The 26,124-nt window shown below is 63.2% G+C and carries 28 protein-coding genes; 21 read left to right on the top strand and 7 right to left on the bottom strand.

Going from position 1 to position 26,124, the window contains the following annotated elements; translation table 11 throughout:
* Positions 1–21: 21 nt before the first annotated feature.
* Positions 22–333 carry a hypothetical protein gene (locus OPC11_RS17525; protein ID WP_264782775.1) on the bottom strand — a complete coding sequence of 104 codons (312 nt, stop codon included), beginning with the start codon at positions 331–333 and terminating at the stop codon, positions 22–24.
* Between the two features lie 143 nt (positions 334–476).
* Between OPC11_RS17525 and OPC11_RS17520 the strand changes: the two genes are divergently transcribed.
* The gene (locus OPC11_RS17520; protein ID WP_264782774.1) at positions 477–1,700 is read left to right on the top strand and encodes an MFS transporter; all 1,224 of its coding nucleotides are present in this window, start codon (positions 477–479) and stop codon (positions 1,698–1,700) included.
* Between the two features lie 9 nt (positions 1,701–1,709).
* Here the strand turns inward: OPC11_RS17520 and OPC11_RS17515 are convergent, their stop codons facing one another.
* Genes OPC11_RS17515 through OPC11_RS17505 form a run of 3 tightly spaced genes read right to left on the bottom strand, consistent with a single transcriptional unit; the run spans position 1,710 to position 4,239 of the window.
* A complete protein-coding gene (locus OPC11_RS17515; RefSeq protein ID WP_264782773.1) occupies positions 1,710–2,969 on the bottom strand; it encodes a hypothetical protein in 1,260 nt (419 codons plus the stop codon).
* Between the two features lie 51 nt (positions 2,970–3,020).
* Positions 3,021–3,842 (bottom strand): hypothetical protein, encoded by an 822-nt coding sequence (locus OPC11_RS17510; protein WP_264782772.1) that lies wholly within the window; start codon positions 3,840–3,842, stop codon positions 3,021–3,023.
* A gap of 40 nt (positions 3,843–3,882) precedes the next feature.
* On the bottom strand, positions 3,883–4,239 hold the full coding sequence (locus tag OPC11_RS17505) for a hypothetical protein (protein WP_264782771.1): 357 nt from the start codon (positions 4,237–4,239) through the stop codon (positions 3,883–3,885).
* Between the two features lie 344 nt (positions 4,240–4,583).
* Here OPC11_RS17505 and OPC11_RS17500 point away from each other — a divergent pair, with 344 nt between their 5' ends.
* The 7 genes from OPC11_RS17500 to OPC11_RS17470 all read left to right on the top strand — a co-directional run bounded on the left by OPC11_RS17500 (position 4,584) and on the right by OPC11_RS17470 (position 11,242).
* Entirely contained in the window at positions 4,584–4,883 is a 300-nt protein-coding gene (locus OPC11_RS17500; RefSeq protein ID WP_264782770.1) for a hypothetical protein, read from the top strand.
* Positions 4,880–5,944, top strand: a complete 1,065-nt coding sequence (gene aceA, locus OPC11_RS17495; RefSeq protein WP_264782769.1) for an isocitrate lyase — start codon at positions 4,880–4,882, stop codon at positions 5,942–5,944. Before OPC11_RS17500 ends, aceA begins: the two co-directional genes overlap by 4 nt.
* 1 nt (position 5,945) lies before the next feature.
* Entirely contained in the window at positions 5,946–7,247 is a 1,302-nt protein-coding gene (aceB, locus tag OPC11_RS17490) for a malate synthase AceB (RefSeq protein ID WP_007982012.1), read from the top strand.
* Between the two features lie 597 nt (positions 7,248–7,844).
* A complete protein-coding gene (locus OPC11_RS17485; protein ID WP_018128956.1) occupies positions 7,845–8,447 on the top strand; it encodes a DUF6230 family protein in 603 nt (200 codons plus the stop codon).
* A 29-nt stretch (positions 8,448–8,476) separates the two neighbouring features.
* The gene (locus OPC11_RS17480; RefSeq protein ID WP_232423813.1) at positions 8,477–8,878 is read left to right on the top strand and encodes a DUF6114 domain-containing protein; all 402 of its coding nucleotides are present in this window, start codon (positions 8,477–8,479) and stop codon (positions 8,876–8,878) included.
* Between the two features lie 106 nt (positions 8,879–8,984).
* Positions 8,985–9,644, top strand: a complete 660-nt coding sequence (locus OPC11_RS17475; RefSeq protein ID WP_232423812.1) for a helix-turn-helix domain-containing protein — start codon at positions 8,985–8,987, stop codon at positions 9,642–9,644.
* Between the two features lie 113 nt (positions 9,645–9,757).
* A complete protein-coding gene (locus tag OPC11_RS17470; protein WP_264782768.1) occupies positions 9,758–11,242 on the top strand; it encodes a hypothetical protein in 1,485 nt (494 codons plus the stop codon).
* 115 nt (positions 11,243–11,357) lie between these two features.
* Here OPC11_RS17470 and OPC11_RS17465 read toward each other — a convergent pair whose 3' ends face one another.
* Positions 11,358–12,347 carry a hypothetical protein gene (locus OPC11_RS17465; protein ID WP_264782767.1) on the bottom strand — a complete coding sequence of 330 codons (990 nt, stop codon included), beginning with the start codon at positions 12,345–12,347 and terminating at the stop codon, positions 11,358–11,360.
* 320 nt (positions 12,348–12,667) lie between these two features.
* Between OPC11_RS17465 and OPC11_RS17460 the strand changes: the two genes are divergently transcribed.
* The 3 genes from OPC11_RS17460 to OPC11_RS17450 all read left to right on the top strand — a co-directional run bounded on the left by OPC11_RS17460 (position 12,668) and on the right by OPC11_RS17450 (position 13,464).
* Positions 12,668–12,892 carry a hypothetical protein gene (locus tag OPC11_RS17460; protein ID WP_007982022.1) on the top strand — a complete coding sequence of 75 codons (225 nt, stop codon included), beginning with the start codon at positions 12,668–12,670 and terminating at the stop codon, positions 12,890–12,892.
* A 99-nt stretch (positions 12,893–12,991) separates the two neighbouring features.
* A complete protein-coding gene (locus OPC11_RS17455) occupies positions 12,992–13,192 on the top strand; it encodes a hypothetical protein (protein WP_232423811.1) in 201 nt (66 codons plus the stop codon).
* A gap of 89 nt (positions 13,193–13,281) precedes the next feature.
* On the top strand, positions 13,282–13,464 hold the full coding sequence (locus OPC11_RS17450) for a hypothetical protein (protein ID WP_007982026.1): 183 nt from the start codon (positions 13,282–13,284) through the stop codon (positions 13,462–13,464).
* Positions 13,465–13,474: 10 nt separating this feature from the next.
* On the opposite strand, the gene OPC11_RS17445 is transcribed toward OPC11_RS17450, so the two are convergent.
* Positions 13,475–14,764, bottom strand: a complete 1,290-nt coding sequence (locus OPC11_RS17445; protein ID WP_264782766.1) for a S8 family serine peptidase — start codon at positions 14,762–14,764, stop codon at positions 13,475–13,477.
* 202 nt (positions 14,765–14,966) lie between these two features.
* On the opposite strand from OPC11_RS17445, the gene OPC11_RS17440 reads away from it, so the two are divergent.
* The 9 genes from OPC11_RS17440 (at position 14,967) to OPC11_RS17400 (ending at position 23,405) form a co-directional block, all read left to right on the top strand.
* On the top strand, positions 14,967–16,343 hold the full coding sequence (locus OPC11_RS17440; RefSeq protein WP_264782765.1) for an APC family permease: 1,377 nt from the start codon (positions 14,967–14,969) through the stop codon (positions 16,341–16,343).
* A 262-nt stretch (positions 16,344–16,605) separates the two neighbouring features.
* On the top strand, positions 16,606–17,913 hold the full coding sequence (locus tag OPC11_RS17435; RefSeq protein ID WP_264782764.1) for an extracellular solute-binding protein: 1,308 nt from the start codon (positions 16,606–16,608) through the stop codon (positions 17,911–17,913).
* A 24-nt stretch (positions 17,914–17,937) separates the two neighbouring features.
* A complete protein-coding gene (locus OPC11_RS17430) occupies positions 17,938–18,864 on the top strand; it encodes a sugar ABC transporter permease (protein WP_007982032.1) in 927 nt (308 codons plus the stop codon).
* Complete coding sequence (locus OPC11_RS17425) at positions 18,861–19,781, top strand: carbohydrate ABC transporter permease (RefSeq protein ID WP_026177870.1); 921 nt, start codon at positions 18,861–18,863, stop codon at positions 19,779–19,781. The genes OPC11_RS17430 and OPC11_RS17425 overlap by 4 nt, the downstream gene beginning before the upstream one ends.
* Positions 19,782–19,835: 54 nt before the next feature.
* A complete protein-coding gene (locus OPC11_RS17420) occupies positions 19,836–20,957 on the top strand; it encodes an ABC transporter ATP-binding protein (protein ID WP_264782763.1) in 1,122 nt (373 codons plus the stop codon).
* Between the two features lie 3 nt (positions 20,958–20,960).
* Entirely contained in the window at positions 20,961–21,137 is a 177-nt protein-coding gene (locus tag OPC11_RS17415) for a hypothetical protein (protein WP_264782762.1), read from the top strand.
* Between the two features lie 161 nt (positions 21,138–21,298).
* On the top strand, positions 21,299–22,066 hold the full coding sequence (glpR, locus tag OPC11_RS17410; protein WP_264782761.1) for an HTH-type transcriptional regulator GlpR: 768 nt from the start codon (positions 21,299–21,301) through the stop codon (positions 22,064–22,066).
* Positions 22,063–22,971: a 1-phosphofructokinase gene (pfkB, locus tag OPC11_RS17405; protein WP_007982041.1), complete on the top strand. Its 909-nt coding sequence runs from the start codon at positions 22,063–22,065 to the stop codon at positions 22,969–22,971. The genes glpR and pfkB overlap by 4 nt, the downstream gene beginning before the upstream one ends.
* Before the next feature lie 191 nt (positions 22,972–23,162).
* Positions 23,163–23,405 (top strand): hypothetical protein, encoded by a 243-nt coding sequence (locus OPC11_RS17400; protein ID WP_264782760.1) that lies wholly within the window; start codon positions 23,163–23,165, stop codon positions 23,403–23,405.
* 139 nt (positions 23,406–23,544) lie between these two features.
* Here the strand turns inward: OPC11_RS17400 and OPC11_RS17395 are convergent, their stop codons facing one another.
* A complete protein-coding gene (locus OPC11_RS17395; protein ID WP_264782759.1) occupies positions 23,545–24,759 on the bottom strand; it encodes a PKD domain-containing protein in 1,215 nt (404 codons plus the stop codon).
* A gap of 226 nt (positions 24,760–24,985) precedes the next feature.
* On the opposite strand from OPC11_RS17395, the gene OPC11_RS17390 reads away from it, so the two are divergent.
* On the top strand, positions 24,986–26,053 hold the full coding sequence (locus tag OPC11_RS17390; RefSeq protein WP_007982046.1) for a M20/M25/M40 family metallo-hydrolase: 1,068 nt from the start codon (positions 24,986–24,988) through the stop codon (positions 26,051–26,053).
* Positions 26,054–26,124: the final 71 nt, after the last annotated feature.

Raw genomic sequence — 26,124 nt, 5'->3', positions numbered from 1 at the left:
ACGCATCCCCCGCAACCGACCTCAACCGAGTCTGTCCAGACAGTTTCCGCAGTAATCCGCGTACTCGGGGTTCACGGCGTCGCATTGCCGACAGCGGACCTGTCCGCCGTGTGTCGAACTGGTCAATCGAGAACGCCCGCCGCCGCCGAACCCGAACATCGCGGCTGCAATCGGCGACTCGGGAATCGGGCCGTACTCGCCGTTCATGGTTCGGTTCACGAGGTCGTCGTTACGAAGCGCCATCAACCCCCGCCACAGGCCGAGAAACAGGAGCGTGGGCGCGACGACCAGCACGCCCGCGACGAACACCCGAAAGGCTATTTCGAGAGCCATGTAGTGCGTTGGCACTCGACGACCTTAGCTCTGTAATCCGACGGCGAACGGGGGACACGACCGCCGATGGACACGACGGCCGTTCGACCAGTCCGTCGCTGGCTATACTTGAGTGGGTGACGTATCGATTCGCCACTACCCGCATGACCGATGGCCGTTCGCGTTCGTCCCGCTGGTTGTACGTCGCCGCCGCGGTCGGAACCGCCGGCACCGCCGGAACGTACCAGTTCTCGTGGCCCGCCATCCGCGGCGCGCTGGGCGCGCAGGCGACGGCGTCCGGGACGGCGCTGGGAACGATATTCTCGGTGATGGTGGTCGCACAGACGCTCACGGCGTTTCCCGCGGGATGGACCCGCGACCGGTACGGCCCGCGGATTCCGTTCTTCGCGGCCGCGGTGTTGCTGTTCTCCGGCTTCGTCGGGGCCGCCTTCGACCCGACGCTTCCGGCGCTCTTCCTCTGGTTCGCGCTCGGCGGCGCGGGCGTGGGAATCGCGTACGACGTCGCCATCAACACTCCCTCGCGGTGGTTCGTCTCGCGCCGCGGAATGGCGACCGGCGCGGTGAGCATGGCGTTCAGCGGGACGAGTTTCCTACTCATCCCGGTCGTCAAGCGGAGCGTCGAGACCGACTTCTCCGCGACGTTGCTCGCGTTGGGCGTGGCATCCGGCGTGACGGCGGTGACCGCCGCGCTCGTCGTTCACGACCCGGACGAGCGGGATTCGACGGACGATGGGTCCGACGAGTCGGCGGGCGATTCGTCGCCGGGCGGGTCATCACCGTCGGGACCCGACGTCACGTGGCGGACGATGGTTCGAACGCGTCGGTTCTGGGTCCTGTACGTCGTGTTCGCCGTCGTCAACGGCGTCGGGCTGTTGCTCGTCGAGAAGGTCGTGGTGTACGCGGCGCACTTCGGCCTCTCGGCGGCTGCGGCGACGACCGCCGCAGCACTCGTCGCGCTCGGGCAGGCGTCCGGCGTCATCGTCGTCGGCACCGCGTCGGACCGGTTGGGCCGCGTGCACACTCTCACCGGGTCGCTGGTCTGTTGCGGTATCGCCCTCGCCGCGATGGTCGCGGCGGGTGGGGTGGGAGCACAGTGGGCTTTCGTCGCGCTCGCCGGGGTCACGATGTTCTTCAGGAGTCCGTCGTTCTCCATCCTCCCCGGACTCGTCGGCGAGTACTACGGCGAGGAGTACTCCTCGGAGAACTACGCGGTGATGCTCACGGCGAAGCTGTGGGGCGGTATCTACGGCGGGGTGGGGACGAGCCTCCTCGTCCTCCGATTCGGGTGGTCGCCGACGTTCCTGTTGGGGGCGGGGCTGGCGTTCGTCGCCGGGGTCGGTGGATTTCTGACGCTTCGCGGCGACTGACGAAGCGCCTCACGTGGTCGCGTCGGTCCGCCGCTCGACGACGGTTCCGCCCGCGCCGACCGCGACCGACCGGGACGGTGCGACCGCGATGCCGTGAAGCGTCCCGTTGGCGGGCGTGAGGGTTCGGTCCCACTCGCCGTCCGCTCGTTCGTAGACGACGCCCGTCTCCCCGCACGCGGCGACCGCCCCGTCCGCGGCCGAAACGGCCCGAATTCCCTCGTCGCCGAGTCTGGTCGGCGTCCACGTTCCGTCGTCACCGCGGTAACAAATCCCGTCGTCGGTCGTCACGTACCGGCGACCGCCGCCGGTCGCCGTCACGTCGGTCAGGGTCCCGTCCACGCCGTCGATGCCGATTCGACCGAACGTCTCGCCGCCGTCGTCCGTCTCGAACACGCCGTCGTTCGTGTCACAGAGGACGCCGACGGACGCACCGACCATCGTCGCCGCGCACAGGCTGGAGCCGCTCCCCGGCTTGACCGGAGTGTCCCACGCGAGATCGCCGTCTCGATACCGCCCGCGGAGGACCTGTCCGGAGCCGTTCGCGAGCAGTACCGTTTCGTCGTCCGTCGTTCCGCCGACCGCGACGGCCGTCCAGTTGTCGGTCACGTCCGCCGGAGCGGAGTGGTCGGTGTGTCGGCCCCCCGCGACGTCGAACCGCCCGAGTGCGCCGCCGTCCCCGGCGACCCAGACGGCCCGCCCGTCGGTCGTCGCATCGACGCCGCGAAGGTCGGCCGCGTTCGCTCCCGGCCCGTCTTCGAGGGCGATTCGCCAGTCGTTCCTGTCGTCTTCGTCGCCCTCGCTTCGGAGGACGACGCCGTTCTCGCCGACGGCGTAGGCGGCACCCTCGGCGACGACGGTATCGAACAGGGTCCCGTCCGTCGGCGTTTCCGCGACCGTCCACGAGCGAGTTGGGGCGTCGCCGTCCGACTCGGATTTAGCGTCATCGACCGTTTCCGATTCGGCGTTACTGCCCCCGGTTGCGTCGCTTCTGTCGCGGGGCGAAGTCCCTGAATCGCCGCGGAGGTCGGCCTCGGTAACGGCCGTTTTCGTGGCGTTCGACCCCCTTTCACCCGGATTCGCGCCGCGAAGGAAGAGGACGACCGGCGGGAGGACGTAGATGCCGAGCGCGACGACGGCGAACGCCCGATTGACGAACGTCAGCGTCCCGAACGCGGTCAGTCCCGCCGTCGCGACCGCGTGAATCCACGTCTTCGTGTAGCGCCGAAAGAAGGGAACGAAGCGACGCTCCGAGCGTGTCGAATCGACCATCGCTCGGGTATCGTACCCCACGGTGTTGAGGCTTTTCGCCGAGCGGTCGGGTCACTTCACGTCGTGCATCAACCGGAGGAGTTCTGCGCGGTAGGCGTCGCCGTCGCAGTCGAAAACCACTCGGAGTAGTTCGTCCGTCGGCCTGATTCCCGCCGTGAACAGCAGCGTCTCGCCTGGTTTCAGTACTTCGAGGTACAGTATCGTCTTCACGCGTCCGTCCGCCGTGACCGACGGAAGACGGTACGCGGGCGAGTTCGGGCGCTCGATGTACTCGCTCGCGTCGTAGTCGGCCTCGTACTCGGCGACGGCCTGTTCCGCCGTCGTCTCGCGTTCGGAAGGGGGACGCTCGCGGATGTCCGAGAATCCGAGGCGTCGAAGGTTCCGTTCGAAGCGCTCCTTTGCGATGCCCGTCACCAGCGACGGTTGCGCGAGAATCGAGAACGGGGAGTCGAACGTGACGCGGGTCGCCATGAACGCGCCGACGATTCCCTCGAAGTTCCCGCGGACGTATCTATCGAGACCCGACGCCAGCCGTGCATCCTTGTAAATGAGCGTGCTCGTGTAGGCGTCGCCGAACGACCGTCCCCCGGCCCGAATCACGGTCCTGTCGGTTCGTTTCTCTTCGAGGGTCCACCGCTGAATCGCGGGCGACGTGACGACCGGTTCCCGGTACGGCCCGCGACGTTGTGCGCCACCGACGACGCCATTCATTTCGGTTCCCACGACCGCGCCGATACCACCCACCGCCGCACCCATTCGGGCGAGAAATCGCCTTCGCTGCATGAGGTGGTAGTATCGGGCGGCGACCGGATAATCGCCACGGCCCAGCGACGCGTCTCGTCCCGCGCTCGGCGACACCCCGGAATACGTCACGATGCGCTCCGCTCGCCACCGCGTCCGCCGGTCGCGGCGGCTACCAGTCCTCGTTGCCGACCGGGTCCCGCGTCTCACAGTAGGGACAGCGGTTGCGGTACCGTTCCAAGTTCCGACCGCAGTACCGACAGTTGTATCCGCCCTCCGGGGGGTGAACCTCGGTTTCCGACGACGAAGACGACGTTCCCGGAAGCACTCCCGCGCGGAACGCGAGGACGCCGCCGATGACGACGATGGCCCCGACGAGCGCGACGAGCACCAGACCGTTGTCCGTTCCGGGAACGTAGGGCACGTCTTGAAGTCTCTTTCCGCCGAAAATACCGCGTCCGGCAGAAAGGAACATCAACAGCAACAGGATACGCAGGAGTCGCCACCGTCCGAAACCCCTATTTCGCACGTTCCCACCCTCGTTTCATACCTGAACTCGGGGACGAGCGAAGATAAGCACTCGGGAAACCGAAACGAACGCGGGAAAGTAGGGACGGGTGGGAGGAAGCCGGAGCGAGCGCGAACCGCCGTGTGGGATGATACCGAACGACAATTATATCTCCTTAACCGCCACTGGAGAGATGAATGGCATTAAAGAATATTATCATTATAAATCATAATGTTTATGTCCGGTACTGTTGTCGGAGTGGATGCGGTGAAACAAATGTCAGTACACGCAGCACGCTCCTCGGCACGCACCGGAACCACTCGCAAAACGTCACCGACGACAGATCGACTGACAATACGACCTATATGACAGACCGAACTCGCTACGACCGCACGGAAGAAGAAGCCCCGCTCGTCCCGTTCATCGGGACGACGGGACGCGACCGACCGACGACGGACCGACCGACCATCGACCGCCAGACGACCGACCGACCGACGACGGACGACCGGTGGACTGACGAGCGGCGAACTGACGACGGACCGACCGCCGCCCGAACGCCCTCCGACCGCCCGCAAACGGAGTTCCCGTCCGAACTCGAACGGGAACTCAGGACCCTCCAAACGCAACTCGACCGAATCGAAGCTACCCTACAGGATAACCAATGATATCCGATACCGACACGACCACGAGAGACATCGAGAACCGCGCTGGAAAGGAGTTCCGCGAGATGCTGAACTCCCAGAACTACGTCTTCGCACCCGGCCTCTACCACGCCCTCGACGCGCGACTGGCGGAGATGGCCGGACTGGACGCCGCGTACATGAGCGGCTACTCCACGGTGCTCGGCCAGTTCGGTTTCCCGGACCTGGAGATGGTGACGATGACCGAGATGGTCGAGAACGCAAAGCGCATCGTGGAATCCTGCAACCTCCCCGTCGTCGCGGACTGTGATACGGGGTACGGCGGCATCCACAACGTCCGCCGCGCCGTCCGCGAGTACGAGAAGGCGGGCGTGGCCGCGGTCCACATCGAGGACCAGACGTCGCCGAAGCGGTGTGGCCACATCGCCGGAAAGCAGATCGTCTCCCGGGAGAAGGCCCGCTCGCGCTTCGAGGCCGCGGTGGACGCGAAGCAGTCCGACGATACCGTCATCATCGCCCGAACCGACGCCTACGGCTCCGCCAACGGTGACTGGGAGGAACACCTCGAACGCGGCCGCATCTACGCCGACGCGGGCGTCGATATCGTCTGGCCCGAGATGCCGGACCCGAGTCGGGAGGACGCGGTGGAGTACGCCGAAACCATCCACGAGACGCACCCCGACCTGAAGCTCGCGTTCAACTACTCCTCGTCGTTCGCGTGGTCGGAGGAGGAAGACCCGCTCACCTTCGAGGAACTGGGCAACCTCGGCTACAAGTACATCTTCATCACGCTGTTCGCGCTCCACTCCGGCGCACACAGCGTTTACGAGGACTTCGAACGCCTCGCCGAAGACGACGAACGCGCGCAGTTCGACCTCGAAGGCCGCTACCTCGACCACCCGACCGAATCGCACCACGAGCTCTCGTTCGTGAGCCGGTATCAGGACATCGAGACGCAGTTCGACCCCGAGGCCCGCGAGCGCATCGAGGAGTCGGAAGGGTTCTCCGAGGACGAGTCGAACCCCATTACTTCTAACTCGGAGGAGGACGAAGAGATGGTCGCCTCCGAGCAAGGAGACGACTGATATGAGCACGCAACGACGACACGACCGCGAGTTCGTGCGGACGTTCTTCACCTCGCCGACGGCGGTGGAGGGCGAGGACGACTCCGCCAAGATGATCCGGAGCGCGGCCCAGCTCCGCGGCATGCAAGCACCGGACGTGTGGGTGCCCGACAACGAGGACGCGACGGCCCCGTCGATGCGCGACGAGGGTGCCGACAACATCGTCGAAGTGGTGTCCGAACACGGGGCCGACTTCCCCGGAGAAATCCACCCCCGCATCGTTTGGCATCGGGACAGCCCCGGGACACGGTATCGGTGCTTTCAGCACCTGCTTCAAATCGCGGACCCCGAAAAAGGAGCCATCGAACACATCGACGGGTTCGTGATTCCCGAGGTCGGCGGCATCGACGACTGGAAGAAGGCGGACGAGTTCATCACCATCGTCGAGAACGAGTACGGTCTCGAAGAGGGCAGCCTCGCAATGTCGGTCATCGTCGAGAGCGCGGCGGCGGAACTGGCGATGGGCGACCTCCGCGAGGAGATGGGCAAGCCCGACAACAACCTCGAACGCCTGTTCTTGCTCGTGGACGGCGAGGTGGACTACACCAAGGACATGCGCGCGATGACGCCCACCGGCGGTCTGCCCCCGTGGGCGGAACTGCGCCACAACACGTCCCGCGGCGCGAGCGCCGCCGGTCTCATCGCCGTCGATGGGCCGTACGACGACATCCGGGACGTGGAGGGGTACAACGAGCGGATGGAGGACAACCGGGCCAAGGGGATGATAGGCATCTGGTCGCTCACACCCGGACAAGTCGTCGAGGCGAACAAGGCTCCGCTCCCGCCGGAGACCGGCCGCTGGCTGCTCGACACGGGCGACGGCACGACGGAACTCGAATCGGAAGACGGCACCCAGTTCTACGACGGCGAGAGGATCGGACTGGACGAAACCGAGACGGGCTACAGCCTCCGGGTCGGCGGCGACGAGCGCGACCTCGGCGAAGACGAGTTGCGCGAGGAACTGCTCGACATGACCGAGTACGTCCCGAGCATGGACGACATCGTGGATTCGATGGAGGAGTTCGAAGCGGCCAAGGAAGCGGGGACGGGCGCGATTTCGATGACGCAGTCGGCGACGATAGTCATCGACGGCATCGAAATCGACATCAGCAAGGACAGGATGTGGGACGAAGCGACCTATCAGGCCGCGATGACGCCCGTCTCCCTGTTCCAAGACGTGTACGAGAACCGCCCGGACCAGCGCGAGGCGCTGGCGGAACTGTACGGCGAGAACGTGGTCGAACGCGCGATGAACGTCGGGTGACGGAGCGGGAGGAGACTCGACGGATGACGGAGCGGAAGTAGACGACCAGACGGGAGACGGAGCGACTCGAATCACACCTCTTCGCGGACGAACGGACGGCATCGCAGACGATGCCACAACAGTAATCATTAATAGTGAAGGAAACGACGAGGCAATCGGAATCCATGTACAGAATACAGTGTGAATCCTGCGGACAGATCGGTTTCCACCCATCACGCATCGGCGCGGAATCGCGGGCTGAGTCGCACGTCGACGAAACCGACCACGGCTGTTCCATCGAACCGATGTAGGCCGCGTGAACCCGTAGGTACCGAAACGAGACGAAAGCGCTCTTTTTCTCACGCGTTACGACTGAACGGACGACGGACGGCGCGGTGCGAAAGCCGCGACGAGACACGGATGACCGACGGGAGACGGTCCGTTCCCGCCTCCGGGAACGGTACCGAACCGCGGTATCTGTCCGACACCATAAGTAATATAATTTTGAATTACACCTCTCTTTCATAGTAAATTTATTGATTTAAAATCATCCCCCTTGTATATTCCCGGGTAAAACCGCGCCAATCCTTAATGTAATAAATGATCGTTGGTATGTGTATGGCAATCAATACCAGAAAGTTTGCTATCGTGATCGTCGCGGCATTGGTGCTTCAAGCCGGAACCGTCGGCGCGGTCATGGCAGGTGGCGTCGCCATCGCGGTGCCCACGGCCGGAGTGGGCGGGTTCACGGTGACGTTCGACCAGTTACAGGGTCAAGGGTTCACACAGTACGCGTCGCTGGAGAACTCAAGCGAATGCGGGACGTATCCGTCGGCGGTCGCACAGATCGACAAAGGGGAGATAACGGGACTGAAGATGTACAAGGACGTCGAAGTTCCCGATGGGATGCCCGGCGGTGGCAACACCATCCGTCTCATGATCAGTTCCGATAAGGCGGTGAAGTTCTCGGGGATGACCCAGAAGTTCACCTATCTACGGGGGAACCTCAAGATGAAGAGCCAGAAGACGACGTCCGAACCGGGTACCGTGAAGAGTTCGTTCTCGCTCTCGGCACCCACCATCGTCATCGACGACGGGGAGATACGAGCACAAAGTCAGTTCCTGCGGAGTATCACGCTCTCCGGAGCCCACGTCAAGACGGTCGTGAACCCCGAGAACGAGACGAGTTTCCCGACGAGCCAGTGTGCGGCAGGAGCGTAAACTGAACCGAACGATTGGAGGAACACGACATGTCCACACACACATCACAGCTCACATCGTACCGCTCGAACTTCGCGTCGTGGCGACACGAACGACCGTTCTGGGGAGCGCTCCTCGTCATCCTCGCCGGACTCGTCATCGGCATCATCCCGGCACAGCTGGCCATGACCTTCGCGCTCGTTCCGAGTACGTTCATGTTCGCGGGATTGGTGTTCGCCGTCTTCGTCTTCCTCTGTGGCGTCTTCGCCCTTCTGCGCCCGGAGTTAGCCGAGTTCTTCGGTGCCGCGGGAATACTGCTGTCGGTCGCATCGATTTTCGGGGCGCTCGGCGGATTCGGCGTGGGAATGCTGCTCGGAACGGTCGGCGGTGCCCTCTGTGTCGCGTGGGAACGACCGGACCTCGACACGGACGAGGCGGCAACAGGAGCGTGACATCGGGAGTCCGACCGTCCGTTTTCGCCGTGCTATCGGACACCGGACACCGTTTAATAGATAAATAATTATGTATATTCGGGAGATGAGTGCGTGTTAGAATCGGATGATGAGATTTCTAACGCTCAAATTAGTGCTCGACGGTCAGGGCATCCATCCGGTCGGAGATGTCATCGCGGCGCGGGCCGACGTGACGCGGGACCAACTCCTCCACGTTAATTCCATCTTCAACGGCGGCGGCGTCCTCCTCTATCGACTTCGGGGGAACTCGGACGGACTCGTGGAGGATTTGGACGCACACGAATCCGTGTTGGCCTACGATATCCTCGACGTCCACGACGGATCGTTCCATATCTACATCTACGTCGAAGCCGGTGAACCGGCGGGGACGCTCATGTACGTCGTCGAGAAGTACGCGCTCATCATCGACACGCCGCTCACGTACACCGACTCCGGAGACATCCTCGCAACCGTCGTCGGGACGCAGGAGATGATACAGCGAGCGTTCCGCGAACTACCGCAGCGAATCGACATTCGCGTCGAACAGACCGGAGAGTACGCACCGGACTCCGACCACCTGTTCTCCGGACTGACTGACCGACAGCGCGAAGTGCTCGAAACCGCCGTCAAACACGGGTACTATCAGATACCGCGACAGGCCACTCACGCGGACATCGCGGAACGACTGGAATGTGCACCGAGCACCGTGGACGAACACCTTCGAAAGGCCGAAGCGCACCTCTTTTCCACCCTTTTCGGACGGTGAGAGTGACGTCCGTCGCAGACGCGACGGCATATAAATAACCGTGTATTACGGCGGGAATAAATATGCGGCTGAAACGGTATGGTAGAGATAACCACAATCGACAGTGATATTCGATGGAACATCGAGTCATCCTCGCCGTCGCCTTCTGTCTCGTGGTCGCCTCGACCGCGCCGACAGCAGCGACACGGCATGAACGACCAGGAATACCAGAACAGCAGACGCAGCCGGGTGCGACACACTGCTTCAGGGACGTTACGTTCCGGAACACGACGTTTCCCGCATTCGGTCAGAACGCTCGAAACCTCCACGTCGAGGAGGCGATGTCCGGGGCCCTCGACGGGGGAACGAGCGACGGTGCACTCTCCGTCGATATCGCTCGGATGCACGCCGAGAGGATTTGTATCGGGGTGAAATCCACGGACGACGGCGCGGGCGTTCGGTTGACGTTTCACGACGCGGTGTTGAAAAAGACGATGCTCCAAGGGGCCGAGATGCGTTTCGAACGGGCGACGGCCGATTCGATATCGTTCCGCGTCCCGAAGCGCATCGGCGATCGGTTCCGCGACCAGTTGGGAGGGAACACGACGAACGATGGAGGCGACGACAGCGGCGCGACACCGACTCCGGCCGATGGTCCGGTCGGAGACGAGAATCGGTCGGGCGGACCCGACGTCGGCGACAGACCGCGAGACGTCGGGGACGTGGTGAACGACACCGCGGACGAGAGCGGAGACGTCGATAACCGAACGGACGACCTCGGGAACTCCACGAAGCGGGCCGGGGATGGAGTCGATACCGTCACGGACGGAGCAAAGGACGCATCGGACGACCTCACTGGTCACCTGAACGACACCACGGGGAACGTCACGGATGCGGTGGACGAGGGAACGGATACGGTCGATAACACGACCGACGAAATTACGAACCGCGTGGATAACACGACCGACGGCGTGGGCGGGGGGACGGACACCGTAAACGACACGACACGCGACGTCACGGACGGCGTGGATGACGTCACGGATGCGGTGGACGACACGGCCGAGAACGTCTCGAACGGAGTCGATGACGGGACGGATACGGTCGATAACGCGTCGAATTCAGTCACGAACGGGGTCGACGAGACGACGGATTCGGTCACAGACGGTATCGACGACGCGACGGAGCAGGTGGCTGGAAGCTCGGATACGGTCACGGACGGAGTAAACGAGACGACGAATGCGGTCGATAACACGACCGACGAAATCACGGACGGCATCGACCAAACAACCCACGAAGCCACCGACGGCATCGACCAAACCACGGGGATGGCGGACGACACCACGGGAATGATCACGGACGGAGTAAACGAGACGACGACCGACGTGAACGAGACGACCGAGGTACTCGACGACAGTGCCGAGAACACGACGGGCGGCGTCACGACGGCGGTCAGTAATACGACCGCCATCGCCGACGACGCGGCGAATACCACGACCGGACTCGTCCAAAACGCCTCGACTGCCGTCGGTGGAATCGTCGGCAACGCAACTGACACGGGCACCGTCACGACGGGAGCGACGAACGGAACCGACGGCTCGGACGATGGGTCGCTGTTGTAGCGGCCCGACGTTCGGTCGATGACGGCGTTCTGACCGCGACGCTTCGGGGGACGGCGCGCTCGGTGAGCACCCATCGTTGCTTCAACGTCGTCGAAAATGTCCGGACGTCCGGCGATTACCCGTTCTGTGGTTTGAAGATGTCGGCGAGCCGACCGACGAAGGAATTGCTGCCGCGCTCGTCGGCGACGACCTCGTACTCGCGTTTCAGAGCGTCGTCGTTCGTCAACCGAAGTACCGTCAGGTCGTCGTCCGAGAGGAGGCTCCCGGCGCGTTCACCGACGATTTCCCCGGACGTGGTGACGAGTGTCGCACGCGCGCCGACGTCCGCCGCGAGCGACGTCAGGGCGGCGATATCGTTCTCGTCCGGGCGTTCGTGAATCGCCGCGATGACCCGGTCGTTGAGCAGGTCGTCGCGCGCGTAGACGTGAACCGGTACCTCTTCGCCCGCGCCGTCGGTGACGACGGTATCGATTTCGGTGCGGAGCTGTCGTTCCTCGAACGCCTCGGCGACCGACTGCCGGGCGGTCAGTTGCTCGTCGATCCAGTGGGCACCGCCCTCGCTCAGGAAGTAGCGATACAGCACCCGCTCGATGGTTTGCAGCGGGTCGGAGACGTAGAAGCAGTCCCGGCATCGAAGCCGGTGTTTCGGCGTCTCGAACACCTCGTCACAGTCCTCGCAGACGTGCGCGGCGTTCGCTTCGAGGTGTTTCAACGACTCCAGTTCGGTGTCGCAGTTCGGACAGACGATGGCGTCGTCGCCGACGAACTGCTCGCGCATCCCCTCGTAACCGCAGTCGGGGTGTCGGTATCTGTCCGTCCGAATCGTCTGTGGCGATTCACACGACGGACAGGCCGTGGTGTACTGCATCCCCTTCGCCTCGCAGCGGGGGCAGATGTACTGTTTTTCCTGAAACTCGCGGTGGAGAAGGTCTCGTTCGGCCAGCGTTTCCAGCACTTCGAAGGTTTGACCGTCGCTGTCGTCGAGATATTCGGTCGCATCGGGGTACGTCACCAACCCCGTCTCGATGTCGAGTATCGGTCGAACCTCGTCGAGTGACCCCTCCCGGAGGGCGGCCAGCAGTCGGACTGTTCCCGGTGAAGCCATGACCAATCATAACAATAGCCATCTATTTAATCATCCCCCAAACTATAACTATACTTTTGTAATTATCGAGAGTATTCCGTGACGATTTACACGCGACGTTTTGATACGGTGGTCAGAACCTCCTTTTTACTCCCTCCAGTGGTATGTAGTAGCTCACCGACGAGCGACCCGTGACCGAAGGGGCGGAAATGGAGGGGAAAACAGATGAAAACCACACTTCAGCTCGATACCGAAGCGACGAACGAACCGTCCACCAAGGAGACGCGGTACGGACCGCCACAGCATTCGATGCGGCGAACCGACCCGGAGGTGGCGTCACCATGACGGAGACGAAATCCGGAGACGGGTTCGTGACCGACATCGTGGAATCGTGCCCGGAGTGCGGGCGGCAAACGCCTCACGAGGTGAAAATCGAGATTCGAACCGAGAACGGGGACAGCGACAACGCGGTGTTTTCGCGTGAACCGTACCGGGTGAGTACGTGCACCGGATGCGGGAAGACGACGGCGACGCGGATGAACAACGTCACAGGGCGGCGAGGGTGACGACGAGGAGACCGGCGAACCTGTAGGGTTTGTTTTGGATGAAAAATCGGTACCGTTATGCCATAGCAGTTCTAGGTATCAGCCGAACGACGTATGGGAGTGACACTCACACTTATGGACTTCTGGGAGGGAGTTCGATGGCTCGGAGAGACGGTCCCCTTTTTCACCGTCCTTCCGGCATTCATCGGGATTCTCGTCTTGGTCTGGATGTTCGCCCCCGAACTCTCGACCCGGCGACCGACACCGACCCACCCGGACGGCGAGTATCGATTCGACCCGGACGACTTCGAGCCGCGGTGATTCGACAGTGTGGTCAGAACGGCTTTTATACTGACCTTCGAAGCAACTGACGAGGAACATCGACAACCGAACGAACGAAACCAACCACCATGACGCACTCAGCACTCGGCAGACGGCGCGACGGAACGGACGCACCCGAAATCGTCTTCGCGATAGACGAGACGCCCGACGAACGGTGTCCGAACCGGGCCATCATCGCGGACATCACGCGGGACGACGCGTGGATTGCAACGGACAGTACGGACACGGCAGTGCTGACCGAGTGGCGATAGACGGCCGCGCCTATTTCGTGAGCGACTCGACCGTGTGCAGCGCGTTTATCCGGCCAGCGCCGAGGTCGGGGTCGCTCCGACCGTTGCTTTTCTCGGCGTTGCGTTCGATGACACCGGCCACCTGTTGGGGGTTCGCGGTGGGGTCCAGTTCACGGACGAGTCCGACGAGACCGGCGACCTGCGGCGACGCCATCGACGTGCCCGCGAAGTAGGCGTAGTCGTCTCCCGGGACGGTCGAAAGCACGAGGTTGGTCGGATACGGCCACGCGGTGTCGTCCGCGAGGCTCTTTTCGAGCGTCTCGTAGCCACCGCCGGGCGCGCCGACCGCAACGTCGTCCACGCCGTAGTTCGAGTAGAACGACAGTTCGTCGTTCGGACCGGTCGCGCTCACGCCCAGCGTGCTTTCGAGGCTCGTCCACATGTCGCGGTAGCCCCCGTGTTGGAGGTCCGTCTCCTCGTTGCCCGCCGACACCACGACGGTCGTCCCGCGCCGGAGGGCGCTCCGAACGACGCGTTCGCAGATGACGCGACGGACGCCGCGCGACGTTTGGTTCTCCCGCGGCGGACGCGGGTCCCACCCGAGACTCATGTTCACCGCGTCCGCACCGATTTCGGCCGCGTAGTCGATGGCCAGCAGGCAGTCGCTGATTCGTTCGAGGAGCGGCCCCTCCTCGGGAAACACGCGGAGCGGGACGAGTTCGGCGTCGGGAGCCATGCCGACCACGCCTTGCGCGCCCGTCGCGGCGGTGATTCCGGCGACGTGCGTCCCGTGGGCCGCGACCGGTCCGGCGTCCGTTCCGAACTCCCCGTCGATGACCGACCGTCCGAGGTCCGTATTGACGTTGGCCGCGAGGTCGGGGTGCGTGTGGTCGACGCCCGTATCGACGATGGCGATGCGCGTTCCCTCTCCCGTCGCGGTTGCGTGGGCCTCGAACGCGTCCGTGACCTGCTTGTCCCACTGTAACTCGGCGTATTCGGCGTCCGCCGCGACGCCGGTCGATTCGACGGTCGAGGTGCCCAACTCGTACGCCATGTCCGACACCGCCTCGTGAACACCGGGAACGCCGCGAAGGTCGTCTTCGGCGTCGGCGGGACCGAGGACGAACAGGACGTTCGCGTCCGGGATTTCGTTCTGGACGGTGTACCCCGCCCGTTCGAGTTTTCGAACGGCGTTTCGGCTTCCGGTCGTGACGAGGTACGTCACCGTTTCGGAGGCGCTTCCGGGCGTCGTGGCGGTGATGCCGACGGTCGTCGCCGCGATTCCCTTGAGAAATCCGCGTCGCTTCGCTGTTGTATCCATCGTGAACCATCCAGTAGACGTCGGTGTCCGCCATAAATTTACCTTCAAGACGCTGTTAAATGGATGGCGACTATCGGCGAGCGAAATTGGCCGTCGGCAACTGACCGTCACCGACACCCGTTCCAATTTTGGGATGCTAAACTGATTTGAGAATCACTATATGAGGGGTACCCCTCTTTTCGGCCGAGACGGTGGTCGGAAAATGAGTGAATACGACGGATCGACGGCGGACGACGGATTGACGCGAACGCTCGGACTGCTGGATTGCGTTTTGCTGAGCGTCGGGGGCATGGTCGGGTCGGCTATCTTCGTCTTTCCCGGTTCGACGGGACTGCTGGCGGGTCCCGCCTCGACGCTCGCGTGGGTGGTCGCCGGACTGCTGATGATGATAATCGCGCTCTGCTATACGGAACTCGCGCTGGCGTTCCCGAAGGCGGGCGGTCCCGCGGTCTTCCCCGCGGAGACGTTCGGGCGGAACCGGACGGTTCGACTCTTCGCCAGTTACCTCGAAGGGACGTCCTACTGCATCGGCATGGTGTTCAGCGTCACGATTTCGGCGCTCGCCATCGCGCAGTATCTCGGCATCGCGTTTCCGCGCGCGAAGGGGTACGTCGTTCCCATCGCCCTCGCCGCCATCGCGCTGAGCTTCCTCGTCAACCTCGTCGGCGTGACGAGCACGAGTCGGACGAACCTCGTCCTGTCCGCGCTGTTGCTCACGATACTGCTCGTCTTCGTGGCCATCGGCCTCACGCGGTTCGAGCCGACCAACTACGACCCCTTCTTCACGAGCGGTCCCGCGAAGTTCTTCGCCGCGGTGCAACTGGCGCTCACGGGCTACGGCGCGTGGACCGCGATTCCGTCCGTCGCGGAGGAGGTGAAACGGCCAGCGAAGACGGTCCCGCGGGCGATTTTGCTGTCGCTCCTCGTCACGACGGTCCTCTACACCGCCGTCGTCGTCGCGCTGCACGGCGTCGTCGCGCCGTCGGCGTTCGCGGAGGGGAGCCCCGTGACGACGGTGCCGCTCGGGGTGGCCGCGTCGAAACTCGGAGTACCGATGGTTCGACAATATTTCCTCCCGCTCGCCGCGGTCGTCGCCATCTTCACCACGATGCTCGTCGGGACGATGAGCGCCAGTCGCGTCGTGTTCGCGCTGGGACGAAACGGAACCCTGCCGCGGGCGTTCGCGGCCGTCCACTCGCGGTTTCAGGTGCCGTGGGTCGGGCTGGTCGCGGTCAGTCTGGTGGCGGCCGCGTTGACGATTTTCCCGGAGTACTTCTACGAACTGCTGGTCATCGCCTCCGTCGTCGGAACCGGCCTCCCGTACGCCCTCAATATCGTCTCGTTCGTCGGGCTTCGACACTACCGCACCGACGTGACGCCGCCGTTTCGCGCTCCCGGCGGCGACGCCCTCCCCGCCGTGGCGCTGGTCGCGTTGAGCGTCGCCATGGTCGGACTGGGTTCGACGGAGGTCCTCTGGTCCGTGGGAAGCATCGCCCTCTTGGGCACGTACTTCCTCGTCCGGTATCTGCGGCGACCCGACCTGTTCCGGCAGCGGGACGCGGCGACGAACTGGGAGTGACCCCGCCGCCGAATCAGTCGAACGAACGCGTTCGTGCAGATTCGAACACGAGTCGTCATCGACTCGTGTCCTTTCCGGCAAATCCGCCGAACGTCGCTTTACTCCCGCGTTTTCTACGATTCTCCCACGGCATATCGAACGGCGACCCACCCGACATTGTTTATTTTTGTTCCCAATTGATGCAGTTCGTGATTGGATTTGACTGAATGTGCGTGCTTTTGCAGAACATTTATTATGGTCGTTCTGTATGGTTCTGGATGTCATGGGTGACAAATACAACCATACACGGCGTCGATTCGTCCAAGCGACGGGCACACTCGGCATCGCGGGAACGACCGCGTTGGCGGGCTGTACCTCTTCGAAAGACGGTAAAGGTTCGAAAAGCGACGGTAGCGGCGACGGCGAGATGGCCGACAAAATCGTCTTCTTCAACGCGGGCAGTCTGAAGGACGACCCCGGGACGGAAAAGAACATCAAGCGGTTCGAAGACGAGACGGGTATCACGGTCGACGTGAACGAGGTGCCGTGGAGCAACCTGAAGACGACGCTCATTACGCAGTGGCGAAACGAGGGGAGCAAGGTGGACGCCTTCAACGGGCCGACGTGGTGGCTCGCCGATTTCGTCGCGGCCGACTGGCTCGAACCCCTCGGCCTCTCCGATTCGCACATGGGCAAGTTTCCGGAGAACCTCCAAAACCTCGTCACGTTCGACGGCAAGACGTACATGGCCCCGCAGATAGGCAAGTGGGGGAACTTCCTCTACGACAAACAGTACTTCGAGAAGCAGGGCATCTCGTCGCCGCCGGACACGTGGGACGACGTGCTCGCGCTCGGCGACAAGGTGGGCAACGACAAGTCCGGGTTCGGCTTCACGTGGGCGAACAAGGACGTTTTCATGTTCAAACAGTTCCTCTGGCAGGCGGGCGGCAAACTGTTCAACGACAAACACGAACCCGTCTTCGCCGACAAAGGCGCGACGGTGTTCGACGACTTCCTGACGCCGCTCCGCAAGAAGGGACTCCTCCCCAGCGGCATCCAGAGCATGAACGAAGGGAACGTCGGCGACGCCTTCGTCGGCGGGAAGTTCGCCACCGTCGAGGGCTGGACGCCGCTCGGGTCGCGCGCGCTCAACGAGGGTTGGAAGAAGGACCGTCTCGGAATCGCCAAACCGCCGAAGGGTCCTGCCTCCCGCGCGACGTTCCAAGACACGAACGGCGTCGCCGTCTCGGCGTTCTCGAAGCGCAAGAAGGCCGCGAAGAAGTTCGCGGAGTTCATGAGCACCCCCGAGTCCTGCAAGACCGACATGGTGGTCGAGGGCAACCCGGCGGCCATTCCCGAGGTGTACGAGGACGAGGAGGTCAAAAAGAAGTATCCGAAGGAGTTGCGCGCGAACATGAAGTACAACCTCAAGAACGCCAAGAGCGAGGTCTACCGCCTGCAACCGCAGGTCGATGACATCCTGTCGTCGAACATCACGCCCGTCTTCCTCGGGAAGAAGGACGCCAAATCGGCCCTCTCGAAGGCCCAAGAGGACATCACGTCGCTCTACAAGAAGAACAAGGTCCTCTAGATTTCGGGTTCCCCTTTCCAATACATGGCAGAGAATACACGTTCGCTTCGACGGCGGCTCGACCGCCTGTTCATCCCCCTCACCGTGGGACCGACGGTGCTCTGGATAGCCGGGGTTATCCTCTATCCGACGCTCCAACTCCTGTGGTCGAGTCTGTTCTACACGAACCCGATAACGCAGGAAAAACAGTTCGTCGGGCTGGATAACTTCGCCTCGCTCATCTTCGAGAACGGCACCGTCGGGGCGCTCAACCCGGACCTCGTACAGTTCACGAAACACACCCTCGTCTACGTCGGCTGTAGCGTCACCATCTCGTTCCTGTTGGGCCTCGGCATCGCCATGCTGCTCAACAAGGACCTGAAGGGGCGCGGGTGGATTCGCACGGCGGTCATCGTGCCGTGGATTCTCCCCTACGTCATGAGCGGCCTGATGTGGCGCTGGATGTTCCAGACGCAGTACGGCGCGATAAACGGCGTCCTCGTCGGCGGCGGCGTCATCTCGGAACAGATTCCGTTCCTCTCGGACGGCACGCTGGCGATGATGGCGCTCATCATCGCCGACGTGTGGGTGTTCACGCCCTTCATCATCATCATCCTCCTCGCGGGACTCCAGAACGTCCCCGAACAGCTGTACGACGCGGCCGAGGTGGACGGCGCGAGCCGCTGGTCGCGGTTCTGGAACGTCACCTACCCGTTCCTCAAGCCGTCGATTCTGGTCGCGCTCACCATCCGCATCATCTTCGACATCCGGGCGCTCGACCTCGTGTGGGTGATGACCCACGGCGGCCCCGGAAAGTCCACCGAAGTGTGGGCCTCGTGGCTCTACCGCACCGCGATGGTGTTCGGTGATACCGGCCAAGGTGCCGCGCTCGGCGTCGTCATGCTCGCGGTGACGTTCGCCGTCGTCGCGGTCCTCTACAAGGTCTTCGGAGGGACCCCCTACGAAACATGAGTACGAAAACAGACACGCTGAGCAGAGTTCGTCGTAGCTTGAACCTGAACACGGAAGACGAGTGGTCGAGCGTGGTCCGGGACCGGATGGTCGCGTACGGCCTGCTCGCCCTGTACGTCGTGGTGGTGTGGTTCCCGATATACTACATCCTCATCACGAGTTTCAAGGCTCCCTCGGAGACGCTCTCGTTCCCCATCACGTTCTACCCGCACGACCCGACGCTCTCGAACTACGTCGAAATCTTCCAGAACCGGCCGTTCGGCACCTACACGCTGAACAGCCTCATCGTCGCCGGGACGACGACGCTCATCTGCGTCACGCTGGGGACGCTCTCGGGATACACGTTCTCCCGCTACGATTTCCTCGGCAACAAGGCGCTGTTGCTGTCCATCATCGCCGCGCGGATGATTCCGCCCATCGCGCTCATCGTCCCGTTCTTCGAAATCATGTCGAACCCGCCGGTCATCGGCGCGCTCACGGGCAGCCTCTACAACACGAAGGCGGCGCTCATCCTGACGTACACGTTCTTCAACCTCCCCTTCGCGGTGTGGATAATGAAGAACTACTTCGACGGCGTGCCGCGCTCGCTGGACGAGCAGGCCCAAGTCGACGGCTGTTCGACGTGGGAGGGCTTCTTCAAGGTCATCCTCCCGGTGGCGAAGCCGGGCATCGCGGCGACGGCCATCCTGGCCTTCATCTTCTCGTGGAACGAGTTCGTCTTCGCGCTCGTTCTCACGTCCTCGGAGGTCTCACAGACGCTCCCGATAGGCGTCTCCCTGTTCGTCGCGGACGACTTCATCGACTGGGCGCACCTCGCCGCGGGCGGGATGATAGCGGCCCTGCCGGGCATCCTGTTCGGCCTGTTCTTCCAGCGCTACATCGTCAGCGGCCTCACGCAAGGAGCAGTGAAAGAATGACGAAACCGACCCCCACTATGCGATTCAATCAGACTGACGACGGATGTGGTATCGATGGCTGAAGTAACGCTCGACGCGCTCGAAAAGCGATTCGACGACGTGGTTGCGGTGGACGGCATCTCGCTCGACATCCCCGACGAATCCTTCACGGTGTTCGTCGGCCCGTCCGGGTGCGGCAAGACGACGACGCTTCGTCTCATCGCCGGACTCGAACGCGCGACGGACGGCGAGATATACATCGGCGACCGGATGGTCAACGACCACCGGGCGTACGAGCGGGACATCGCCATGGTGTTCCAGAACTACGCGCTCTACCCCCACAAGACCGTCGGCGAGAACATGCGGTTCGGGCTGGAACAACACGGCGTCGACGACGACATCATCGAGGAGCGAGTGGACGACGCCGCCGAACTCCTCCAAATCGACGAACTGCTGGACCGTCGCCCCGCGGAGCTCTCAGGCGGGCAACAGCAGCGCGTCGCGCTCGGCCGCGCCATCGTCCGGGAACCCGACGTGTTCCTGATGGACGAACCGCTGTCGAACCTCGACGCCAAGCTGCGCGTGCAGATGCGCGCAGAACTCAACAAACTGCACGAGCAGCTCTCGACGACGACGGTGTACGTCACGCACGACCAAATCGAGGCGATGACGCTCGCCGACCAAATCGCGGTCATGAACGACGGCGAGATTCAGCAGGTCGGCGACCCGACGTACGTCTACGCCCATCCGCGAAACCGCTTCGTCGCCGACTTCCTCGGCAGTCCGTCGATGAACTTCGTCGAAGGGAAACTGACCCGCCGCGACGACAGCCTCGTCGTGGACGTCGGGCCGTTCCAACACGAGGTTCCCGAGTCCTACCGCGACGCGCTCGACGGCCGGGTCGGCGACCGAATCGTCGTTGGCGTCCGTCCGGAGAACGTCACGCTCCGGCCGGACGGCCTCCCGGCGCTCGTGGAGGTCGTGGAACCGCAGGGCGAAAAGACCGTCCTCGAACTCGACCTCGGCGACGACATCACCATCAAAGCGTCCGTCGAACCGAGCGTCCCCGTCGAACTCAACGACCGCGTTAACGTCGAGTTCGACCGTCGGTCGCTGCACTACTTCGACGCCGACACCGGCGAATCGCTGACGTACTCGCCGCCGAAAGAGCCGAAAGCGACGGAGGCGACGCACTGACCGATGGCAGTGAGCGTCACCTCGTGGGTACCGGACCGAGAGAACCTGTTGGTCGCCGCCTGCTGTTTCATGGCGGCCGTCGCGGCCTACGACTACCACGTCGGCGCGTACGGCGGGACCGTCGTCGCAACCGTCGGGGCGGGAATCGCGCTGACGTTTCTCGTCCTGCTGTCGGAGTGAGATGCCGTCCGCTCGCCCTCCTCTCGCAAACGGAAGGCAAAGCCGCGACGAAAGCGGCAATATAATCCGACGTCACCAGAGAGGTTATAGCGTCGAATGGCCAACAAAACCAACGAACGCGCCGCCCTTGACTCGATACCGAGTCGATTCGATACGAACATATGTTGCCTGACGAACGAAAACGCAGAATCGTCGAGATAGTCTCCGAAGAGAACGGCAGTACCGTCGGCGACCTCGCCGGTCGCCTCGACGTCTCGGAGGCGACCATCCGCCGCGACCTCCGGGACTTGGAGGACGAGGGTCGCATCGAGCGGTCGCACGGCGGTGCCCTCCCGGTCGAAACGGTCGGCGAGGAGCGAACGTACGGACAGAAACAGGTCCAAAAGCGGGAGGCGAAACGCACCATCGGACGACGTGCCGCCGAAACTCTCCAAGACGGGCAGGTCGTCTTCTTCGATTCGGGAACGACGACCATCGAGGTCGCAAAGCACGTCCCGAGCGACGTCTCGATTACCGCCGCGACGAACTCGCCGCTCGTGTCGATGCAACTCGCCGAGGCGGGTATCGAGGTGAAGGTCACCGGCGGAACGCTGCGGCGCTCCACGTGGTCGCTCGTCGGGCCGACCGGCGAGAGCTTTCTCGACCGAACCAACTTCGACGTGCTGTTCCTCGGGACGAACGGGATACACCCCGACGCCGGACTGACGACGCCGAACGAGGACGAAGCGCGCATCAAATCGCGGATGTGCGAGAAGGCGAGTCGCGTCGTCCTCGTCGCCGACGGGAGCAAGTTCGGTCGGCGGAGTTTCTTCCGCTTCGCGTCGTTCGAAGACGTGGACGCCATCGTCACCGACGCGGCCGTCCCGCCGGAGTACCGCGAACCGTTCGAGACGACGGGCGTCGAAATCGTCGAAGGGGTGGACGCATGATTCTGACCGTCACGCTCAACCCGGCCGTCGATTACACCGTCACCGTCGAATCGGACATCGAACCGAACGGCGTCCTCCGGTCGAGCATGGCGCAGTACGACCCCGGCGGAAAGGGAATCAACGTCTCGAAGTACCTCGCCAGACTGGAGGTCGAGACGCTCGCAACGGGCTTCGTCGGCGGGTTCCTCGGCCGGTACATCGAGGAACAACTCACCCGCGGCAAGGTCGCCAACGATTTCGTCGAGATGGACGTCTGCACCCGACTCAACACCACGATTCTCGGCGAGGACGGCGAGTACAAACTCAACCAGTCGGGACAGGGCGTCAAGGACGAAACCGTCCGCGAACTCATCGGGACGGTCCGCGAGTACGACCCCGAAATCGTCGTCATCGCCGGAAGCCTCCCGCCGAACCTCGGCCCGGCGACCATCGACCGCATCGCGGGCGCGGGGTCGTGGGAAACCGTCGTGGACGTGCAGGGCGACCTCCTGACCGGCATCGCGGGCGACTACGCGCTCTGTAAACCCAACCGGAGCGAACTGGCGAGCGCGACCGGGATGCCGGTCCACAGCATCGAGGAGTGCGCCGAGGCGTCGCAGGCGCTCCGCGAGAGGGGATTCGACCGCGTTATCACCTCGCTCGGGGACGACGGCGCGCTGCTCACCTCGGACGACGGCGTGTTCCACGCGGAACCGCTGGACGTTGACGTGGTGGATACGGTCGGCGCTGGCGACGGACTGCTCGCGGGCGTCCTCTCGACGCTCGCTCGCGGGCAGTCGGACCGAATCGCGCTCCGGGTCGGCGTCACCGTCGCGTCGCGCGTCGTGACCGTTCCCGGAACGACGGTGCCGGACATGGACGACGTTCGAGCGGACGCGACCGAAATCCCGCTCCTCGTCGAGTGATGACGGCACCGTCGCGTATTTTCCGTCTCGATACCGCTTCGTTGTTTTCCGGGTGTGGTCTAATTAGACACGGGGAGCAATCCTACGCTTATCCTGCGGTGCATATCACGAAAGAGAACAGTACAACAGGGAAAAGACAAATCTGTTAGTCTAAAATAACTTTAACACCCTCCTGTGAGTGGCGGGAAACGATGTCTGGAATCAAAAAATCACCAGAGATTCCCCAATCAGTCCCGAAACTAGAAGCCGAACTCATCCGCGACGCCTACGAAATTACGAGGCAGGGCGACAGTCGCGGGGACGACGGCATCGACACCGGGACATCTATCGACCTCTCAGATGCGGATCGACGGGATTTGCGACGACGACTTCTCGATAGCGGCGTCTCGGAAGAAACATTGGTGGAACTCGGTCTCGACACGAGCGACGACTAACTCGGTTTCTCGGGGGTTCGTTTCCTCTCCTCACGTATTTCCGACCGCAGAGCGCGTCCTCTCGCCGCGAGAGGAATGATCGATGTGCGTCGGTCGTAACCCGTTCGAAAAATACGAGCGAATCGGTCGGGTACGGTCGTTATTTGACGGAGAGGATAGCCTCGTCCGTGGCCGTCGCCCCCTTGTCGTCGGTGACTTGGAGGGAGACACGGTAACGACCACAGGTAGAGAGGGTCATCTCGGCCGTCTCGCCGCTTTCCTCGAACGACCCGTCGCCGTCGGTGTCCCACATGTATTCGACGATTTCGCCGTCGCCGTCCGACGACGGGGAGGCGTCGAGCGTCACGGTATCGCCGCGTTCGAGCGCCCCGCCGGTCGTGTCGCTCGGCGTCGTCCGAATCCGCGCGACTGGGGCCTCGTTCTGTTCGTTGTCGCCGTCGTTGCCACCATCGCCGCCGTCGCTTCCGTCGTCACCGCCATCGTTTCCGTCGCTTCCGTCGCCGCCATCGTTTCCGTCGCTTCCGTCGTCACCGCCATCGTCGCCGCCGTCTCCGCCGCTTCCGCCATCCGACGAAGTGAGCACGTCCTCCTCGACGAGTTGTTGGGTTATCTTGGTGAGCCACTGCACTCGCGTATCGAGGGCCGTGTCATCCGAGGTCGCTTCGACGAGGAACGCAACGGCGTCGGTGTCGCGCGCGGCCTTGTGCGTGAGCAGACCGGTCGGTTCGTTGGAGGACGAGGAGAACGGGTCGACCGTGAAGTCGTAGCCGTCGCGCGAGACGTAGTTGTCGTTGAGATAGTCTGCGGCCGCTCTGGCGTCGCTGAACGCCCGGTCGTCCCACGACGAGAAGATGGCCTGACCGACGCCACCGACCATATCGCCGTCGTAGATGCCGACGGATTCGTGGAGGTCGATGACGGTATCCGGTTGGAATCGCTCGACGACGCCCCAGATGGCGCGGGCGAGTTCCGTCTCCGGTTCCTCACCGGTCGGGAACTGGCGATTCAGGTCCACGCCGCCGTCCGCGATGCGGGAATCCTCCTCGACGGCCGCGGCGTTCGCCTTCGGAATCGTCACCAGCGTTCCGCGGGCGATGTCCCACTGGGCGACCTTCTCGGCCGCCGTGTAGCCTCCGTTTTCGTTTCCGTGTACGCCGCCGACGACCATCACCGTCGGGCCGGACTCGCTCGCGGACGTGACGAACACCGTCGTTTCTTGGTCGGTGCCGCTCCGAATCGTGTACGAATCGCGCGAAACGGTCGTTTCGCTTTCACCTGTCGTCGCCGTTACGCCGAGCCCGAGCAGTCCCGCACAGCCAGCCGCCGTCAGAAACGTTCGTCGTGTTGCAGTCATTGCTTCCCAGTCGAGGGTTGTATCGGGAGTTTATTGTTGTTTTGTTCGTTTTCGAAAGTAATCCGAGAAAACGAATAATTATCCCATTATATTGGGAGACAGATGATAGATGGACGGAGATGTCAACGAGTTCCCGAGAATATTCAGTTTTATTAACGACGGGGAACGCCTTCTGCCGGTTTGCAGGGACCCGAACTATTATCGTCCGTTCACACCCGGTTCCCGCATGCACGTTTCGTTCGACGACCTCGAAATGCTGGTGGAAGCGCCGGGCGCACCCGGAAACGAATACGCCGTCGCGGATCGGTTCGCCGAACTCATCGAACCACACGTCGACAGCGTGTCGTTCGACGCGATGGGGAACGTCGTCGCCACGAGCGAGGGCAGCGACTTCGAAATCATGCTCGCGGCCCACACCGACGAACTCGGGTTCCTCGTCGAGGACGTGGACGACGACGGCTTTCTCACCTTCCACATGCTCGGCGGACACTACAAGGGGAACCTGTCAGGGCAACGCGTCCGCGTCGGCCCGGACGGCGTTCTCGGCGTCGTCGGCCCGCGCTGTCGCCACTACATGAGCGACGACGAGAAGGAGTCCCTCCCGGAATCGCTCCGCATCGACGTCGGAGCCACCTCGCCCGAGGAGGTCGCGGATATGAACGTCGAACCGGGCGATTACGCGGTGTGGGACTACGGCGTCTCCCGACTCGGAAACGACCGAATCACCGGACGAGCGTTGGACGACCGCATCGCGCTGGCCATCCTGCTCGCAATCGCCCGCGAAGAGGACGTGGACGCGACGGTTCACTACGTCGCAACGGTACAGGAGGAAGTCGGCCTTCGCGGTGCGCGGACGGCGGGCTACAGCCTCGACCCCGACGTCGGCATCGCGCTCGAAATCTTCCCGGTGGACGACTACCCCGCCGGGCGGAAAGAAGGCGTGAACGCGACGCTGGACGGGGGTCCGGTGGTCGAGTTCGGGGACGGCACCTCCGAGTACTTCTTCGGCGGGGTCATCGTTGACCGCCAGACGAGAACGTGGCTCCGGGACGCGGCGAACGCGACCGACGTGGACCTCCAACACGACGTGATGCTGACCGGTTCGACCGACGCGACCGAACTCCAACAGGTCCGCGGCGGCCGCCACGCGGGTGCCATCGCGGTTCCCTGTCGCTACTCGCACTCGCCGGTCGAGACGCTCTCGATGCGGGACGCCGACGCGACGGCCGAGGTGTTGTTGGCCGCGCTGGAACGGGAGTTCCCGAGTCGGGACGACATCCGACGGCCGCGGTGAGTCGTCCGCGGTACCACCGCCGATTGCCGTCGTCCCGTAACGTTCACAACGCTCCCCTCCGACGGGCCGGT

The organism is Haladaptatus sp. T7, from assembly GCF_026008575.1.
Taxonomy (GTDB): domain Archaea; phylum Halobacteriota; class Halobacteria; order Halobacteriales; family Haladaptataceae; genus Haladaptatus; species Haladaptatus paucihalophilus.
The sequence above is the reverse complement of the archived record's forward strand: the minus strand, read 5'-3'. Positions and strand labels throughout refer to the sequence as shown.